Genomic DNA, 16237 nt, shown 5'->3' on the forward strand with positions numbered 1-16237 from the left:
CAGGACATTGGCAGTTCGCCGTCTCCCCCCGCTGCGCGCACTCGAAGCCTTCGTCCGCGTCGTCCGCCTTGGCTCTGCCAAGGCGGCGGCCAACGAACTTGCGCTTTCCCCTTCCGCCCTCTCGCGCCGCGTCGCCGCGCTGGAGGACTTCACCGGCAAGCGCCTGTTCACGCGCCAGCACCAGTCGATGAAGCTGACCGACGAGGGCATGGCCTTCTACAACGTCGTCGGCCCCAAGCTCGAGGAACTCGCCGAAGCGGTGGAATCGCAGGTCGACCGCGGCCAGGTGCTGCGTCTGCACCTCGGCGTGCCCTCGCTGTTCGGCGGCCAGCGCCTGTTCCCGCGCCTGCCGGAACTGCGCAAGCTGCACCCGCGCCTGCACATCGACATCGACACCGGCACCCATCTGGAAGCGCGCGTGGGCGATACCCTGGACGCGGCGATCATCCTCGCCAAGGAGCCGGACCCGGCCTACTACCGCATCCAGCTTGACCACAACAAGGTCTACGCCATCACCTCCAAGGAAATGGCCGCCGACATCGGCACCGTGCCGGACGAGGCGATCCTCTCCAAGCAGACCTTCCTGATCCACCAGGACCTGCCCGACAGCCTCGACGCCTGGAAGCAGGCGATGGGCATGAGCAAGCTGGAACCGGCCTCGGTCGACCGGTTCGACTCCGGCCAGCTGGTGCTCGAAGCCGCCGCGCAGGGCCTCGGCATCGCCATCATGCACGACGACCACTTCCGCCGCAGCCATGACAACCGTCTGGCCCGGCTGTTCGACGTCGATGTCGAAAGCCCCTACCGCTACTGGTTCGTCTGCAAGCCCAAGGCGCTGGAAAGCCGCCCGGTGCGCATCTTCCACGAGTGGCTGCTGCAGGCCGGCCTCTAAGAGGCCGTTTGAAAATTCGCGAAACGCGAATTTTGCGGCACCGGCCCACTCCCCCACCCTGCCACCCATTGGTAGTATCCTGCGGGTGGCAGGGTGGGGGAGTGGGCCGGTACCGCCTCAAAAATGCCGGTGAAGGCATTTTTCAAACGGTCTCCAAACGGCCTCTAAGGCTTTCCTTGCAAGCCATGCGCCTTCCCCTGCTTCTCGCCGCCTGCGCCGGAGTTTGCGTGACTTCGGCCGCACAGGCCGCGGAACCGGGCGCGGCGCCCCTTCCCGCCGGTGTCAGCGCCCTCGCCGGGTGCTGGACCGGCAAGGGCGAAGTCATGGGCAAGGCCGTGTCCATTGCCCTGACCGCCAGACCGGTGGCACTGGGCGCGCTGTTCACGGTGGATGCCGACAGCACCGCCCTCGCCGATCCTGCCGACCGTTATGCCGCGCACCTGACCTTCGGCGGAGCCAAAGCCGATACCATCACCGGCTACTGGGCCGACAGCTTCGGCGGCGACTACACCGCGACCGGCCACGGCTCACCCCGCCCCGGCGGCTTCGACATGACCTACGACTACGGCGCCGATGCCTTCGTCAACCGCTGGCGGATCGAGGGCGAACGCCTGCACTGGCAGATCGTCGCACAGTCGAAAGACGGCGCGGAAAAGCCCTTTGCCAACTATGCGCTGCAAAGGACCGCCTGCGCGCGATAGACTGGCGCCAAACAAAAAGGGCGGCCCTTCGCGGAGCCGCCCTTTGCTATTTCAAGCGTCCGGAAAGGCTCAGCCTTCCGAAACGGTCGCCTTCACGATCTTGCCCGGCTCGCGCGGCGGCTCGCCCTTGGGCAGTGCGTCGACGTTTTCCATGCCTTCGACCACCTGGCCCCAGACGGTGTACTGCTTGTCGAGGAAGCGGGCATCGTCGAAGCAGATGAAGAACTGGCTGTTGGCCGAGTGCGGGTAGCTGGTGCGGGCCATCGAGCAGACGCCGCGCACGTGCGGTTCGGCGTTGAATTCGGCCTGCAGGTCCGGCTTGTCCGAACCGCCCATGCCGGTGCCGTTGGGGCAGCCACCCTGCGCCATGAAGCCGGGGATCACGCGGTGGAACTTGATGCCGTCGTAGAAGCCTTCGCCGACCAGTTCCTTGATGCGCGCGACGTGGCCGGGGGCGAGGTCGGGGCGCAGCTTGATCTTCACGTCACCGGTGTCGAGGGAAAGGGTCAGGTATTCGTCGGCCATCGATAATCTCCATCTTGCCCGCTTTCGGCGGGACTGGCTTGCCCCCGATATAAGGCCGATCCCCGCAAAGTCACGCCCGGCTCGTCGGGGCGGCGTCGGGGCAGCCTCGGGGCAGCCTCGGGGCAGCGTCGCGCCGAGCGTTTTGAACGTCATTTTTCGCCGTATCGCTTGCCCCTGTTGCAATTGCGAAATTGGCGCGTAGACCGGCGAGGATGACGCAAACGGACCTCGACGAAGAGCTGCACGATCGCGCCCCCGATGCGCAGGACGCGCCGCCCGAGCCCGAACCGGAAGCCCATAAGGATTCGGCCAAGGATTCCGAAAGCCTCGACGAGGACAACCACCTGAAGTCCGACTTCGTGCGCAGCGTCAAGGACGCGCTGCACGAGGACGATTTCGAGCGCGTCTACGACCTTGTCGAGCCGCTCCACCCCGCCGACATCGCCGACCTTTTCGAGCTGTTCGACGAACGCGAGCGCCTTGGCCTCGCCCGCGCCATCCGCGACCTGATGAGCGTCGAGGTGATCGCCGAACTCAACGACTGGGTGCGCGAGGCGCTGGTCGAGGCGCTGCCCGCCGACGTCGTTGCCGAGATCGCCGAGCAGCTCGACACCGACGACGCCGTCGCGATGCTGGAAGACCTCGACGAGGAGGACCAGCAGGCCGTCCTCGCCGAGATGGAGCCGGAAGACCGCGCCGCCATCGAATCGGCGCTGTCCTACCCCGAGGAATCCGCCGGCCGTCTGATGAGCCGCGATTTTGTCGCGGTGCCCGAGACGATGACGGTGGGCGATCTCATCGATTTCCTGCGCGAACACCGCGAATTGCCGACCGAGTTCTGGGAAGTGTTCATCGTCGATCCGATGCACCGCCCGATCGGCACCTGTGCGCTCTCGTGGATCCTGCGCACCCCGCGTAACATCCCGCTCTATGACGTGATGGCGCGCGACCAGACGCTGATCCCGGCTGACATGGACCAGGAAGAAGTCGCGCTGCGCTTCCAGAAATACGCGCTGATCTCCGCCGCGGTGGTGGACGAGGCGGGGCGGCTGATCGGCCAGATCACCGTCGACGACATCGTCCACATCATTCAGGAAGAGGCGAGCGAGGACATCCTGCGCCTGTCGGGTGCGGGCGACGGCGACATCAACGAGCCGATCCTCGTCACCGTGCGCACCCGCCTTGCCTGGCTGGTGGTGAACCTCGGCACGGCGATGATCGCCTCCTCGGTGGTCGGGCTGTTCCAGGGGGCGATCGCCCGGTTCGCGATCCTGGCGGTGCTGATGCCGATCGTCTCGGGCATGGGCGGCAATGCGGGGACGCAGACGCTGGCCGTGGTGGTGCGCGCCATCGCCACCAACCAGCTGACCGATTCCAACACCGTGCGCATGATCCTGCGCGAGATCCGCATCGCGCTGACCAACGGCTTCGCGCTCGGCGCGCTGATCGGCACCGGCACCTGGCTGCTGTTCCAGAACCCGCTGCTGGGCGCGGTGATCGCCACCGCCATGGTGGTGAACAACCTGACCGCAGGCCTTGCCGGTATCCTCGTGCCCGTCACGCTCGACCGCTTCCGCATCGACCCGGCGGTGTCCTCCGCCGTGTTCGTGACGACCGCGACCGACACGATGGGCTTCTTCTCGTTCCTTGGCCTGGCGGTGCTGACTGGCCTCGCGTGAGGCGGAAAGGAATTCCGCGCAGCCTCGCGCGGTATTCCTTTCCGCCTGCGCGCGCACGGCTGTGTCGCGCCACGCCCCGTAGCGGACCTCCCAACCCCGCTCAGGCTGAGCCTGAGCGGGGTTGGGCTCTAATGCGGAACGACAGGAAACGCCCCCTAACGGGCGTTCCAATCACTGCCGAATTTGCCCATGCCGCCTAGCATGGCCCTATTTCATTGAGCAGGAAGCTTGGGGACGTTGGCAGTTTACAAACACAGGCTTGATTCCGTTGCTGCCTTCGGCGATTTTCGCACATAGACGCTCCCCCTCCGCAATAATGCTTTGCCGGGCAGCTTGGCATCGTCCCATCGATGAGTATTCTATATTGATCGGATCGCCATTAGCCGAGCTACCCGATAGAATCGCTTCACTGCCCCTTGAAAGACTGGTGCTAGTGGATTGACCGGAACGAAAGAGTCCAGTTGGGGATTCCCACTGGCTTGCTGGCGTGTCAGTCTCGGAGGATGCGTGATGGGATCAGCTTCATCGTTTCGGCCTCCGACCGTCAACGCCTGCACGACATCGTGTCGGCGCCCTTGAGTCCACAGAAACATGTCTGGCGCGCCCGTATCGTTCTTTTGAGCAGCGACGGCCTGGGCACCTCGGCGATTATGACGGCAACAGGAAAGTCGAAGACCTGCGTGTGGCGCTGGCAGGAGCGTTTCATGCACGAAGGCGTCGATGGCCTGCTCCGCGACAAGTCCCGTCCGCCCGGCAAGGCGCCGGTATTGCCCAAGCGCGTGGCCGAAATTGTCCGGCTTACGCAGGAACCGCCGCCGCATGAGGCAACCCACTGGACGGCGCGCGCGATGGCCAAAGCGGTCGGGCTTGCCGTTTCGACAGTGCAGTCGATCTGGAAGGCGCATGGGCTTGCTCCGCATCGCTGGCGCAGCTTCAAGCTGTCGAACGATCCGGCTTTCGCCGAAAAGCTCACCGAGATCGTCGGCCTCTATGTCGATCCCCCCGCCCATGCGGTGGTCCTGTCGATCGACGAGAAATCGCAGATACAGGCGCTCGACCGCACCCAGCCCGGTCTGCCGATGAAGAAGGGCCGCGCCGGCACCCTGACCCATGACTACAAGCGCCACGGCACGACCACGCTGTTCGCTGCGCTCAATGTGCTCGACGGAACCGTGATAGGGCAGAACATGCAGCGCCACCGCCACCAGGAGTTCATCCGCTTCCTCAATCGGATCGAGCGTGAAGTACCCAAGGGCAAGGCGATCCACGTGATCCTCGACAACTATGCCGCACACAAGAAGGACAAGGTCCAGGAGTGGCTCGCCCGCCATCCGCGCTGGACTTTCCACTTCACGCCGACATCTTCCTCATGGCTCAATGCCGTCGAGGGCTTCTTCGCAAAGCTGACCAGGCGGCGCCTTAAGCACGGCGTCTTCCACTCCGTCGTCGACCTCCAGGCTGCCATCAACCGGTTCATCCGGGAGTACAACGCCGACAACCCCAAGCCCTTCATCTGGAAGGCCAATCCGGACGAAATCATCGCGGCTCGAAATCGAGGGTTCCAAACGTTGGAGTCAATCCACTAGGTTTATGTTGAACTGGCGGTCGAAGTTTCTCATTTTCAATTGCATTCAACCGCTTTTCCAATTCCGCAACTCGCGCTTCTAGCTGGCTGATGCGAGAAGAATAGTCTGGCGATGATTGATGGCAGGCGGAGATGGCAAGAACCATTGCTATCGCTGCGACTGTCCTGAGCATAATCCGCGTATCCCCCAAAGTTGCCGTCACCCTGAACTTGTTTCAGGGTCATCAAACCCATAGCTCAGGTTTGTGAGTTGCGAACCAAGATGGCGCTTTGCAACACGACATACTGGCCCGACGGCCTGATGGATCCTGAAACAAGTTCAGGATGACGAAGTGTTGTCCGAACACGTCTACCGCCTACCCTAAACTGCCAACCCCCGCTCAGGCTGAGCCTGTCGAAGCCCCCTGGACAGCGCACTGCGGCTCCATGCTGCGACAAACTCCGGCAATCCCGCCAGAACCCCACTGGCCAGCGGGGCCCGGCGCTCCTATCTAGCGTCCATGCCGCTGCACATGACCAAGATCGCCTTCTCCGCCGAAAGCCCGGCGGATCTGCGGGCATGGCTGGAAAGCCACGCCGATCTCGGCGAGGCGCGGCTGACCACGCGCTATCTGCCCAAGCGGCAGGAGGAGATGGCCGGGGGATCGCTTTTCTGGATCTACGAGCATGCGCTGATCGGCCGCTCGCCCATTCTCGGCTTCGAGCAGCGCGAGGACGGGCGCTGGTGGATCCGCCTGGCGCCCGTGCTGATCCCGGTCGTCACCCAGCCCAAGCGCGCCCATCAGGGCTGGCGTTATCTGGCCGACAAGGACGCCCCGCGCGATCTGGGCGAAGGCGAAAGCGCCGGGGAGGCGATGCCCCCTGCCCTCGCCCGCGAACTGGCGAAACTGGGGCTGGTATAGCGCACAAGGAAAAGGCCGGAAGCGGTTGCCCGCCCCCGGCCCGGTTCCTCGAAAAGCCCTGCCCGAAGGTCAGAACGGCAGCTTGTAGAAACGCGCCGCGTTGTCCTGCAGGACCTTCTTCTTGATGGCGTAGTCGTAGCCGCCCAGCACGTCCTTGATGTGCGCCTGCACGCCCGGATAGAGCGAGGTGGGGTGCGGGAAGTCGGTCTCGAACATCACATTGTCGACGCCGATGGTTTCCAGCAACTGCTTGGGCGCGATCTTCTCGAACCAGAAGGTGCACATGAAGTGATCGCGGAAGTAGTCCCAGGGCTGCTTCTTGAGCACGTTGCGCTTGCTGGGCAGCATTTCCTGGAACTGGTGCTCCAGCGCCTCGACGGCGAAGGGAATCCAGCCCATGCCGCTCTCGATCAGGCCGATCTTGAGGTTCGGGTGGCGGTCCAGACGGCCCGAGACCATCCAGTTGCCCAGCGTCGCCGCGTTGCCGATCGAGAACATCGTCGCCACCACCGAGAGCGTCTGCTCGAACTGGAAACCTTCCCAGGTCAGCGTGTTCGGATCGATCGCGGCATTGAGGTGGAAGTTGAGCGAGATGCCCTCGGCATCGATCATCTCCAGGAACGGCGTCCAGTAGTCATGGTTGAAGCTGGGCACGCCGACACGCTCGGGCGTATCGGGCAGCACGAAGCCGCGCAGGCCCATGTCGATGCAGCGACGGGCTTCCTTTTCCATCTCCGCCTTGTCCCAGAACGGCAGGTGCGCCATCGGGAACAACCGCTCGCCCGATTCACGCTGCCAGTCGGCATTGAAATCGTTGTAGATCTTCATGATCTGCACGGCGAGATCGTTGTTGCCCAGCGTCATCAGCATGCCCGCCTGGGTGATGCCCGAGTTCTGGAAGCAGATCTGCGCATAGACGCCCATGTCGTCCATCGCCTGAAGGCGCGGGGCGATCTCGTGGCCGCCGGCGTGGGCTTCTTCCAGCGTCGGGAAGGCAAGGCGGCCGAGCAGCTTGTTGTTGTCCTTGCGGATGACGTTGCCGCCCAGCGTGCCGCAGTTGCGATCGCCGATATACCAGCGATCAACCCCGTCGGCATCGCGCTTCACGTAAGGCATCTTGTCCTTCATGCCGGCCGGCGCGCGGTCGGTGAAGAGCGTCGGCGGTTCGACGATGTGGGTGTCGGTATCGACGATCTTGATGCCTTCCAGCGACGGATCAAGCCCGCCGGACTGGGTGGCGTAGTCCACCTCGCGGATCACGCCGCCCTTGGTGTAGCCCTCGGCCGACCAGTACTTGCGCGCCGAGTCCTTCATTTCCTTGGTGTCGCCATCTGCCATGGCCCTGTCTCCCAAAATGCAATTGGGACTCGTGTCGCAACCTTGGGGGCTGCAATCAATCGATGAGCCCAACGCCGAAGCGATGAATGGGCCCGCGCGCCCTGCGCCGCGATCGGGCGGCCTCGCTGCGCCTTGCCGCAACCGGGCGCTCCGGGCATCCATGGCCCCGGGAGACAACATCATGCCACAAACGCACACGCTCGACGACATCCGCGTGGAATTCGACGCGCCCGGCAATGTGCCCAAGGACCGGATCGTCGATCTGTCCTTCGCCATGGGCACCGCGCCCAACGATCTGGTGGACCCTTACGAACCGGTGGGCTGGCTGGCGGGCGAGGACATTCCGCGCCTGCTGTTCAACCCGCCCTCGATGCACGGGCTCGGCGCCATCAGCGGCAACCGGCGCGGTTCCTGGGTGGTGACGCACTACGAGGACATCGAGCGCGTCTATTCGGACAACGAGCACTTCTCGAACGCCGGGACCGCCGAATTCCAGCGCCTGATCGGGGAGACGTTCAAGTCCATCCCGCTCGCCATCGATCCGCCGGACCACCAGAAGTACCGGCTTTACCTGATGCCCTACTTCAGCCCGGCGCGGATCACCCGCCACCTCGAACCGCGCATCCGCAAGGTGGTGGACGAGATGATCGGCGCCATCGAGGACAAGGGCGAGGTCGACATGGCCTGGGACTTCGCGCGGGTCTATCCGGTGCGGATCTTCATGGGCCTGATGGGCTTCCCGGACGACAAGTTCGACCAGTTCCTCGATTGGGAGTGGGACATCCTCCACTCCGGCAGCCTCGACAAGATGCAGGCGGCGCTGCGCGGCGTGCTCGATTTCCTGCGCGCCTTCATCGCCGAGAAGGAACAGATTCCCGACGAGCATCTCGTCTCCTCCATCGTCCACGGCCAGATCGAGGGCCGTGCCCTTACCGAGGACGAGAAGATCGGCATGGTCTGGTTCCTGTGGCTGGGCGGGCTCGATACCGTGGCGGCCACCATCGCCCAGATGTTCCGCCGCCTCGCGCTCCAGCCGGACCTGCAGAAACGGCTGCGCGACCATCCCGAACTCATCAACTCGGCGGTCGAGGAGTTCCTGCGCACCCAGCCGATCCTCTCCTCCTCGCGCACGGCGAAGAAGGACTTCGAGTGGCACGGGATCGCGGTGAAGCAAGGCGATTCGTTCTCCTGCCTCAACCCTGCCGGCAACTTCGACCCCGCCCGCTTCGAAAACCCGCGCGAGTTCGATCCCGAGCGGAAAGCGAACCGCCACTTCACCTTCGTCGGCGGCGTCCACATCTGCCTCGGCGCGCATCTGGCCCGGCGCGAACTGCGCGTGCTGCTGGAGCAGTGGTTCGAGCGGATCCCGCCGTTCCGGGTCAAGCCGGGAGCGGATACCACCGTATTTCCGGGGCTGCTTTCGATCCGCAATCTGCCGATCGTCTGGGATGTGAAGTAAGTAAGAGGAAAGCAGGGGAGCATAGCCCCCCTGCACCCCCAATACCGTCTAGGTCGTAAACTCATAAACGGCACCATCGAGGTTTGAGGCAAAATGGCTCAGCGGCAGGAGGGAAGGCGCTGGAATATGTCGATATTTCAAGACTTCCCGACGCAGCGCTGGGCCATTTTGGTCAAATCCCGCAGGGACGCCCAAATGGCTTCCATCTCGAACCGAAGCGGCCTTGGACGGGCAACCAGCCCGCCCGGCGGCAACTTCGGCCCGAGCTGTTCGCCATTTGGGCGCCTCGATGGTGCCGTTTATGAGTTTACCACCTAGGTCACGCGGACCAACAGCCTCGTGCGCCCATGGCTGCGTCGGGAGACTTATTGGCTGCACCGCAAGGAGCGCACTACGGATAGGCAGGGCGCAACGAAGACATTCCGAGGGTCTGGGGGATCATCCCCCAGAACTTCCTCTTCTCCTTCAAATCCTGGCCTGTGCCAGCTTCGGGCTCAGCAGGTGCACCACCGCCAGCGCCAGCAGATAGGCACTCGCGCAAATCGCGAAGAGCAGTTGATAGCTGTGCGTCGCATCGAGGATGTAGCCCGCGAACAGCGCCATCCCCATGCCGCCCAACGCACCCACGGTGCCGCCGATGCCGACTACCGAGCCCACCGCCCCGCGCGGGAACGTGTCCGAAGGCAGCGTGTAGAGATTGGCCGAGAACGCCTGATGCGCCGCCGTCGCCAGGCCGATGATCAGCACTGCCCCCCAGACGCTGTCGATCGACTGCGCGAACCAGATCGGCAGCACGCAGAGCGCGCTGATCAGCATCGTCACCTTGCGGGCAAAGTTGGGCGTGCGGCCCGCCTTGAGCAGCCTGGAGGAGAGCCAGCCGCCGCCGACGCTGCCAAGGTCGGAGATCAGGTAGATCGCGGCGAGCGGCAGGCCGAAAGTCTTGAGGTCGAGGTCGTAGCGCTCGAACAGATAGCCGGGCAGCCAGAACAGGAAGAACCACCAGATCGGGTCGATCAGGAACTTGCCCAGCGCATAGGCCCAGGTTTCCCTGACCGTCAGCAGCCGCATCCAGCCGATTTTCTCGACCGGATCGGCCGGGTCCTGCTGGATCCAGGCCAGTTCCGCCGCCGAGACGCGCCCGTGCTTGAGCGGGTGGCGGTACATCACCCACCAGGCGGCCAGCCAGGCGATGCCGAACAGGCCGGTGACAAAGAAGGCGGCCCGCCAGTCGAACCACAGCACCAGCAGCGGCACCAGCAGCGGGGTGATGATCGCGCCGACGTTCGCACCGGCGTTGAACAGGCCGATGGCGAAAGCGCGTTCCTTCTGGGGGAACCAGTCGGTGACGGCGCGGATGCCAGCCGGGAAGTTGCCCGATTCGCCGATACCGAGGCCGAAGCGCGCCGCCGCGAAGCTGGCGACACCGGTGGCGAAGCCGTGCGCCATGTGGCTGACGGTCCAGATGACGATGGCGACGGTATAGCCCAGCCTTGCCCCCAGCACGTCGACGATCTTGCCGAACGAGAGATAGCCGATCGCGTAGGCGAGCTGGAACCAGAAGACGATGCCGGCAAAATCGCTTTCGGTCCAGCCGAACTCACCCGCCAGCGTGGGCTTCAGCACGCCGATCATCTGGCGGTCGATGTAGTTGACCGCGGTTGCCGCGAAAAGCAGCGAGACCACGACCCAGCGGTATCGCCCGACCTTTACCGGCGCGGCGGGCACGCTGGATCCGGCCTCGTTCCCGATCCCGTCCGCCACGCTTGTGGTGCCTGCATCCATTTCCCTGCTCCCTTGTCCGGCGGCCCTTTTAGGCCTGCCGGATCGTCATGTCTGTTCAGGCGGGCACCGCCGCCGCGATGGTGCAGCACACCGTGCCGTGCTGCGCGAAGGAGGCCGCCACCGACTGTCCCGGCGAGACCGGATGGACACCCGTCACTGCCCCGGTGGACACCCATGTGCCCGCACTGCAATCGATGCCGCGCGCCGAGAGGTTGGCGAGCAGGAACCGCACCGCGCCCAGCGGACCGTCGAGCATCGTCGCGGTCGTCGCCTCGCCCGCGGTCTCACCGTCGATCTCGAGGCGCACGGTGATCGTGTTGAAATCGGCGCTCTGCCAGCCCTCGAGGACCGGGCCGATCACCATGCCGGCGTTATTGCCGAAGTCGGACACGGTAACGGGCGGACCGTCGGCGTTGATGCCGGGATAAGGCGAGCTGGCGATTTCGAGGCCGATATGGACGGCATCCAGCACCGCCAGCGTGCCCGCGTCATCGCCCGGTACTTCACCGTTCCAGCCGGCTGCGACATGGAGCAGGAACTCCGCCTCGGCCGCGGCAAAACCCTCGGCAAAGACCGGCATCGCCGGCACTTCGCCCGAAGGCGCATCGACCACGCTGTCCGCGAAGATCGGCCCGGACAGGCGATTGGCGCCAAGCCGCGCATCGTCGGGACCGTTGATCCGGCCGACCTTCCAGCCAGCCACTTCGCGCCCGTCCAGTTCGAGCGCCAGGTTCTGGATCGCATAAGCGGCGTCGAGATCGGAAGGCGCCTCGCCGGGATAGCTGGCCAGAGCGCGCTTTTCGCGCCGCGCCGCCACGAATGCCCCTGCGATCGATTTCGCCTGTTCGGTCAAACTCATCCCCTTGTACCCCGTGTCTTGTTGTTCGTATCGCTATAGGAAACCGGTGTCATAAGCAAATCCAATTAGGCGCCGTCAGCCCGATCAAAGGGTTACGCCCCTTTTCCAGACGGCAATGGCGCGCTGGCCGCCGCGCTCGGAAGCGGTGCGTTCGCCGCTGGCGAAGGCCAGGATTCGGGCCAGAAATGCCGCGTCGGCAGCCTCCTGCCCCTCATCCAGCGCGATCGAGGCGTCAAAGTCGATCCAGTGCGGCTTCGATTCGGCGAGCGTGCGGTTGGAGGCCACCTTGATCGTCGGCACCGGGAAGCCCAGCGGCGTGCCGCGCCCGGTGGTGAACAGCACCAGAGTGGCGCCCGAGGCCGCCAGCGCGGTGGAGGACACCGCATCGTTGCCCGGCGCTTCCATCAGGGTGAGGCCGGGCACGCTCGCCTGCCCGCCATAATCGATCACGTCCGAGAGCGGCGCATGGCCCGCCTTCTGCACCGCGCCGAGCGACTTTTCCTCCAGCGTGGTGATGCCGCCCTCAAGGTTGCCCGGCGACGGGTTCTCCGAAACCGGCAGCCCCTGATCGAGGTAATAGCGCTTGAACCGGTTCACCAGCCCCGCCGCCGCCTCGAACACCTCGCGCGAGCTGGAGCGGTCCAGCAGGGCCTGTTCGGCCCCGAAAATCTCCGGGATTTCCGTAAGGATCGCCTTGCCGCCAGCGCGCGCCATCGTCTCGGACAGGCGCCCCAGCAAAGGGTTGGCGGTAAGGCCGGAGAACCCGTCCGACCCGCCGCACTTGAGGCCGATGGTCAGCGCCGACAGCGGCAGCTGCGTCCGCTCGGCCCTGGCCGCTTCGGCCACCAGTTCGTCAACCAGCTTGCCCGCTTCCACGATCTCGTTGCCCGCGCTCTGGCTGGAAAGCAGACGCAGTTTGGAGCGCGCCCAGACCGGCACCGCCTCCACCAGGGCATCGAGCTGGTTCGATTCGCAGCCGAGCCCCAGCAGCAGCACACCCGCCGCATTGGGGCTGGCCGCCAGTCCCGCCAGCACCGCGCGGGTGCCGTCGAGGTCGTCCCCCAGTTGCGAGCAGCCGTGCGGGTGCGCAAAGGCGTGGATACCGTCGATCCGGCCCGCCGCGATCAGATCGGCATGGCGCGCCTGCGCCTCGCGCGCGACTTGTTCTGCGGTCATGCCGACGCAGCCTACGGTGGGCAGGATCCAGATCTCGTTACGCGTCGCCGCGCGCCCGTCGGCGCGCCGATAACCGCGCCATGTGGGCATCTCCGCCCCCTCTTCCGCCTGCACTTGCGCCGCGCCGAGGTGCGGCGAATAGGCCAGTTCGCCGACGAGAGCGGTCGCGAGATTGTGCGTGTGGACATGGTCGCCCGCGGCGATGGCACGGGTCGCCCGGCCGATCGGCTGGCCGTACTTCACCACCGGCGCGCCCTCGGCAATATCGTGCAGCGCGAACTTGTGCCCGCGCGCCACGTCGCCGGTCAGGACCACGCCTTCCGCCTGCTCTCCGGCGGCGAGCGGACGCAGCGCCACGGCCACATCGTCGGCGGCGTGAATACGAATGGAGGGAGGAATTGCCTGTGTCATCGCTGGCCCGTTTATCCGGGCTTCCCTGTTTTGGAAACCGGTGTCATCTTGCCTTTGCAACGATCAGAAGGCAAGTCGGTCCCGACAGCGCCTCTTGAGAACAGACGGGCGAGAGGCCAGAGGGGCGAGAATGCCGAAAGAATCCAAGTCAGACGCCCCTGCCGCCGGGATTCCCACGGCCAAGCCCACGATCAACGATGTCGCGCGCATTTCCGGCGTCTCGAAAAAGACCGTCAGCCGTGTCATCAACAAGTCGCCGCTGCTGGGCCAGGCCACGCGCGAGAAGGTCGAGGCGGTGATCGCGGAATTGGGCTTCGTGCCCAATCTCCAGGCCCGCGCGCTCGCACTGCGGCGCAATTTCCTGATCGGCCTGATCCACGACAACCCGAACGCGCAGATGGTGCTGGGGGTGCAGGAAGGCATCCTGCAAACGATCCGCGACACCGAATTCGCGCTGGTGGTGCGCCCGGTGGACCGCCATTCGCCCAGACTGCTCGACGATATCCGCCACTTCATCGAACAGCAGCGGCTCTACGGCGTACTGCTGCTGCCGCCAATTTCCGAGAACGACGAACTGGCCGCGCTCTGCCGCGAACTGGGCTGCACGCTGGTGCGCATGGGCTCGGCCGAACTCGACAACGAGGCGCATCTGGTGGCCTCGAACGACCGGCAGGCGGTACGTGACGCCGTGGCCTGGCTCGCCAGTCTCGGCCACAAGCGCATCGGCTTCATCGCCGGTCCCACCGGCTTCCGCTCCGCCTACGAGCGCGAACAGGGCTTTGCCGAAGGCCTCGCCGAAGCCGGGCTCGCCCCCGACCCGGCACTGGCGACACGGGGGGACTACAAGTTCGAATCGGGCTACGAGGCCGGACAGCGCCTGCTCGACGCCTCGCCGCGCCCTACCGCGGTGTTCTCCAGCAACGACGAGATGGCCGCCGGCCTGCTCCACGCCGCGCGCGAACGCGGGATCGACGTGCCCGCCCAGCTTTCGATCATCGGCTTCGACGATACCGCCATCGCCGCGCATATCTGGCCGCCGCTGACCACCGTGCGCTGGCCGATCGTGCCGATGGCCGCCGCCGCCGCGCATAAATTGATCGAACCCGGCGATGCCCTGTCGCGGCAGGCGCTGTTCCTGTCCGATCTGGTGCGCCGCGCCTCGGTGGCCCCTCCCGAAGCGAACTGAGGGAAACAGCGCCGACCGTCGGTCCTTGCACTTTACCCACCATTGACACCGGTTACCAAAGCCGGATATGACTTGACCATAAATGCAATAATGTCCCACTATACGGGACCGAATTCCAATGGGAGAGAGCCCGTGTTCTGCAAGACCTACCACGCCACCCATCCCGACATGATGGAGTGCGTCTCCAACGAGGAACTGCGCGATCGCTACCTCGTCACCGGCATGTTCGAGGACGGCAAGGTCCAGCTCAACTATTCGCACAACGAGCGCTTCGTGATCGGCGGCGCGGTGCCCTCGCAAGGCCCGCTCAAGCTGCCCGCGCAGACCGTTCCCAAGAGCGCGGAAGGCAAGCCCTTCCTCGAACGCCGCGAAGCGGGCATCACCAACATCGGCGGCCCCGGCGCGATCACCGTCGACGGCCAGCGTTTCGAAGTCGGCAACAAGGAATGCCTCTACGTGCCGATGGGTTCGGACGAGGTGATCTTCGAGGGCGAAACCGCGCGGTTCTACATCGCCTCTGTGCCCGCGCATAAGGCCTGCCCGATCAAGCTGATCACGCTGGCCGAAGCCAACCCGCTGGCGCGCGGCGATCTGGCCAATTCGAACCAGCGCACGATCTACCAGCTGGTCATCCCCGGCGTCTGCGAAAGCGCGCAGCTGCTGCTGGGCCTGACCGTGCTGGAAGAAGGTTCGGTGTGGAACACCATGCCCCCGCACCTCCACGACCGCCGCAGCGAGATCTACCTCTACTTCGAACTGCCCGAAGAGAACGACCGCATCTTCCACTACATGGGCGAGCCCGACCAGATGCGCCACATCGTGATCGCCAACGAAGAGGCGGTGATCAGCCCTCCCTGGTCGATCCACATGGGTTCGGGCACCAAGAAGTACGCGTTCATCTGGGCCATGGGCGGGGAAAACCTCGACTATACCGACATGAACGTCCTCGACATCTGCCAGCTCCAGTAAGGCGAAACGCAGATGGCGATTTCCTTCAGCCTCGAAGGCAAGGCCGCGCTCGTGACCGGTGCGAACACCGGGATCGGGCAGGCCATTGCCGTGGCGCTGGCAGAAGCCGGCGCCGACGTGGCCCTCGCGGGCCGCAGCGAACCCACCGAAACCCTCGCCCTGATCGCGGCGACCGGGCGCAGGTGCGTGAACATCAAGGCCGACCTCTCCTCGATCGAGCCCGTGCAGCGGGTAATCGACGAGGCGGTGGCCGGGCTCGGCAAAGTCGATATTCTCGTCAACAATGCCGGGATCATCCGCCGCGACGACCTGCTCCAGTTCTCCGAAGAGGACTGGGACGCGGTGATGGACACCAACCTCAAGACCCTGTTTTTCCTCAGCCAGGCGGCAGCGAAGGGCATGGTGGAGCGCGGAACCGGAAAGATCGTCAACATCGCCTCGCTGCTCACCTTCCAGGGCGGCATCCGCGTACCCAGCTATGCGGCGGCGAAGTCGGGCGTGGGCGGCGTGACCAAGGCCATGGCCAACGAGCTTGCCGCCAGGGGCGTGCAGGTAAACGCCATCGCCCCGGGCTACATTGCCACCAACAACACCGCGGCCCTGCAAGGCGACGAGACGCGCAACCGCCAGATCCTGGAGCGCATCCCGACCGGCCGCTGGGGCGACCCCAAGGACATCGCCGGGGCCGCCGTGTTCCTCGCCTCGCCCGCTTCCGACTACGTCACCGGCCATGTGCTGGCGGTTGACGGCGGCTGGCTGGCACGCTGAAAACG

At 65.1% G+C, this 16237-nt stretch carries 14 protein-coding genes; 9 read left to right on the plus strand and 5 right to left on the minus strand.

Annotated elements, in window-relative coordinates; translation table 11 throughout:
- Positions 1 to 7 precede the first annotated feature (7 nt).
- Positions 8 to 892 carry a LysR substrate-binding domain-containing protein gene (locus DM450_RS13200; RefSeq protein ID WP_142635507.1) on the plus strand — a complete coding sequence of 295 codons (885 nt, stop codon included), beginning with the start codon at positions 8 to 10 and terminating at the stop codon, positions 890 to 892.
- Between the two features lie 227 nt (positions 893 to 1119).
- Positions 1120 to 1593 carry a hypothetical protein gene (locus DM450_RS13205; protein ID WP_260609855.1) on the plus strand — a complete coding sequence of 158 codons (474 nt, stop codon included), beginning with the start codon at positions 1120 to 1122 and terminating at the stop codon, positions 1591 to 1593.
- A gap of 69 nt (positions 1594 to 1662) precedes the next feature.
- On the opposite strand, the gene DM450_RS13210 is transcribed toward DM450_RS13205, so the two are convergent.
- Positions 1663 to 2118, minus strand: a complete 456-nt coding sequence (locus tag DM450_RS13210) for a peptidylprolyl isomerase (protein ID WP_142635512.1) — start codon at positions 2116 to 2118, stop codon at positions 1663 to 1665.
- Between the two features lie 212 nt (positions 2119 to 2330).
- Here DM450_RS13210 and mgtE point away from each other — a divergent pair, with 212 nt between their 5' ends.
- From mgtE to DM450_RS13225, 3 genes are all read left to right on the plus strand, one after another.
- Positions 2331 to 3797, plus strand: coding sequence for a magnesium transporter (gene mgtE, locus DM450_RS13215; RefSeq protein WP_142635514.1), 1467 nt, complete (start codon positions 2331 to 2333; stop codon positions 3795 to 3797).
- Positions 3798 to 4300: 503 nt separating this feature from the next.
- Positions 4301 to 5383 (plus strand): IS630 family transposase, encoded by a 1083-nt coding sequence (locus tag DM450_RS13220; RefSeq protein WP_142632508.1) that lies wholly within the window; start codon positions 4301 to 4303, stop codon positions 5381 to 5383.
- A gap of 499 nt (positions 5384 to 5882) precedes the next feature.
- On the plus strand, positions 5883 to 6284 hold the full coding sequence (locus DM450_RS13225) for a DUF1489 family protein (protein ID WP_142635516.1): 402 nt from the start codon (positions 5883 to 5885) through the stop codon (positions 6282 to 6284).
- Between the two features lie 69 nt (positions 6285 to 6353).
- Here the strand turns inward: DM450_RS13225 and DM450_RS13230 are convergent, their stop codons facing one another.
- Positions 6354 to 7622: an amidohydrolase family protein gene (locus DM450_RS13230; RefSeq protein ID WP_142635518.1), complete on the minus strand. Its 1269-nt coding sequence runs from the start codon at positions 7620 to 7622 to the stop codon at positions 6354 to 6356.
- A 181-nt stretch (positions 7623 to 7803) separates the two neighbouring features.
- Here DM450_RS13230 and DM450_RS13235 point away from each other — a divergent pair, with 181 nt between their 5' ends.
- Positions 7804 to 9081 (plus strand): cytochrome P450, encoded by a 1278-nt coding sequence (locus tag DM450_RS13235; protein ID WP_142635520.1) that lies wholly within the window; start codon positions 7804 to 7806, stop codon positions 9079 to 9081.
- Positions 9082 to 9546: 465 nt separating this feature from the next.
- Here DM450_RS13235 and DM450_RS13240 read toward each other — a convergent pair whose 3' ends face one another.
- The 3 genes from DM450_RS13240 to DM450_RS13250 form a co-directional block, all read right to left on the minus strand.
- Positions 9547 to 10863, minus strand: coding sequence for an MFS transporter (locus DM450_RS13240; RefSeq protein WP_142635522.1), 1317 nt, complete (start codon positions 10861 to 10863; stop codon positions 9547 to 9549).
- A gap of 55 nt (positions 10864 to 10918) precedes the next feature.
- The gene (locus DM450_RS13245; protein ID WP_370584497.1) at positions 10919 to 11722 is read right to left on the minus strand and encodes a 2-keto-4-pentenoate hydratase; all 804 of its coding nucleotides are present in this window, start codon (positions 11720 to 11722) and stop codon (positions 10919 to 10921) included.
- An 84-nt stretch (positions 11723 to 11806) separates the two neighbouring features.
- The gene (locus tag DM450_RS13250) at positions 11807 to 13309 is read right to left on the minus strand and encodes a UxaA family hydrolase (protein ID WP_142635524.1); all 1503 of its coding nucleotides are present in this window, start codon (positions 13307 to 13309) and stop codon (positions 11807 to 11809) included.
- A 130-nt stretch (positions 13310 to 13439) separates the two neighbouring features.
- Here DM450_RS13250 and DM450_RS13255 point away from each other — a divergent pair, with 130 nt between their 5' ends.
- From DM450_RS13255 to kduD, 3 genes are all read left to right on the plus strand, one after another.
- Positions 13440 to 14495, plus strand: a complete 1056-nt coding sequence (locus DM450_RS13255; protein WP_142635526.1) for a LacI family DNA-binding transcriptional regulator — start codon at positions 13440 to 13442, stop codon at positions 14493 to 14495.
- A 132-nt stretch (positions 14496 to 14627) separates the two neighbouring features.
- Positions 14628 to 15464: a 5-dehydro-4-deoxy-D-glucuronate isomerase gene (kduI, locus tag DM450_RS13260; RefSeq protein WP_142635528.1), complete on the plus strand. Its 837-nt coding sequence runs from the start codon at positions 14628 to 14630 to the stop codon at positions 15462 to 15464.
- Between the two features lie 12 nt (positions 15465 to 15476).
- A complete protein-coding gene (gene kduD / locus DM450_RS13265; RefSeq protein ID WP_142635530.1) occupies positions 15477 to 16232 on the plus strand; it encodes a 2-dehydro-3-deoxy-D-gluconate 5-dehydrogenase KduD in 756 nt (251 codons plus the stop codon).
- Positions 16233 to 16237 lie beyond the last annotated feature (5 nt).

This window comes from Sphingomonas sp. IC081, assembly GCF_006874585.1.
GTDB lineage: Bacteria > Pseudomonadota > Alphaproteobacteria > Sphingomonadales > Sphingomonadaceae > Novosphingobium.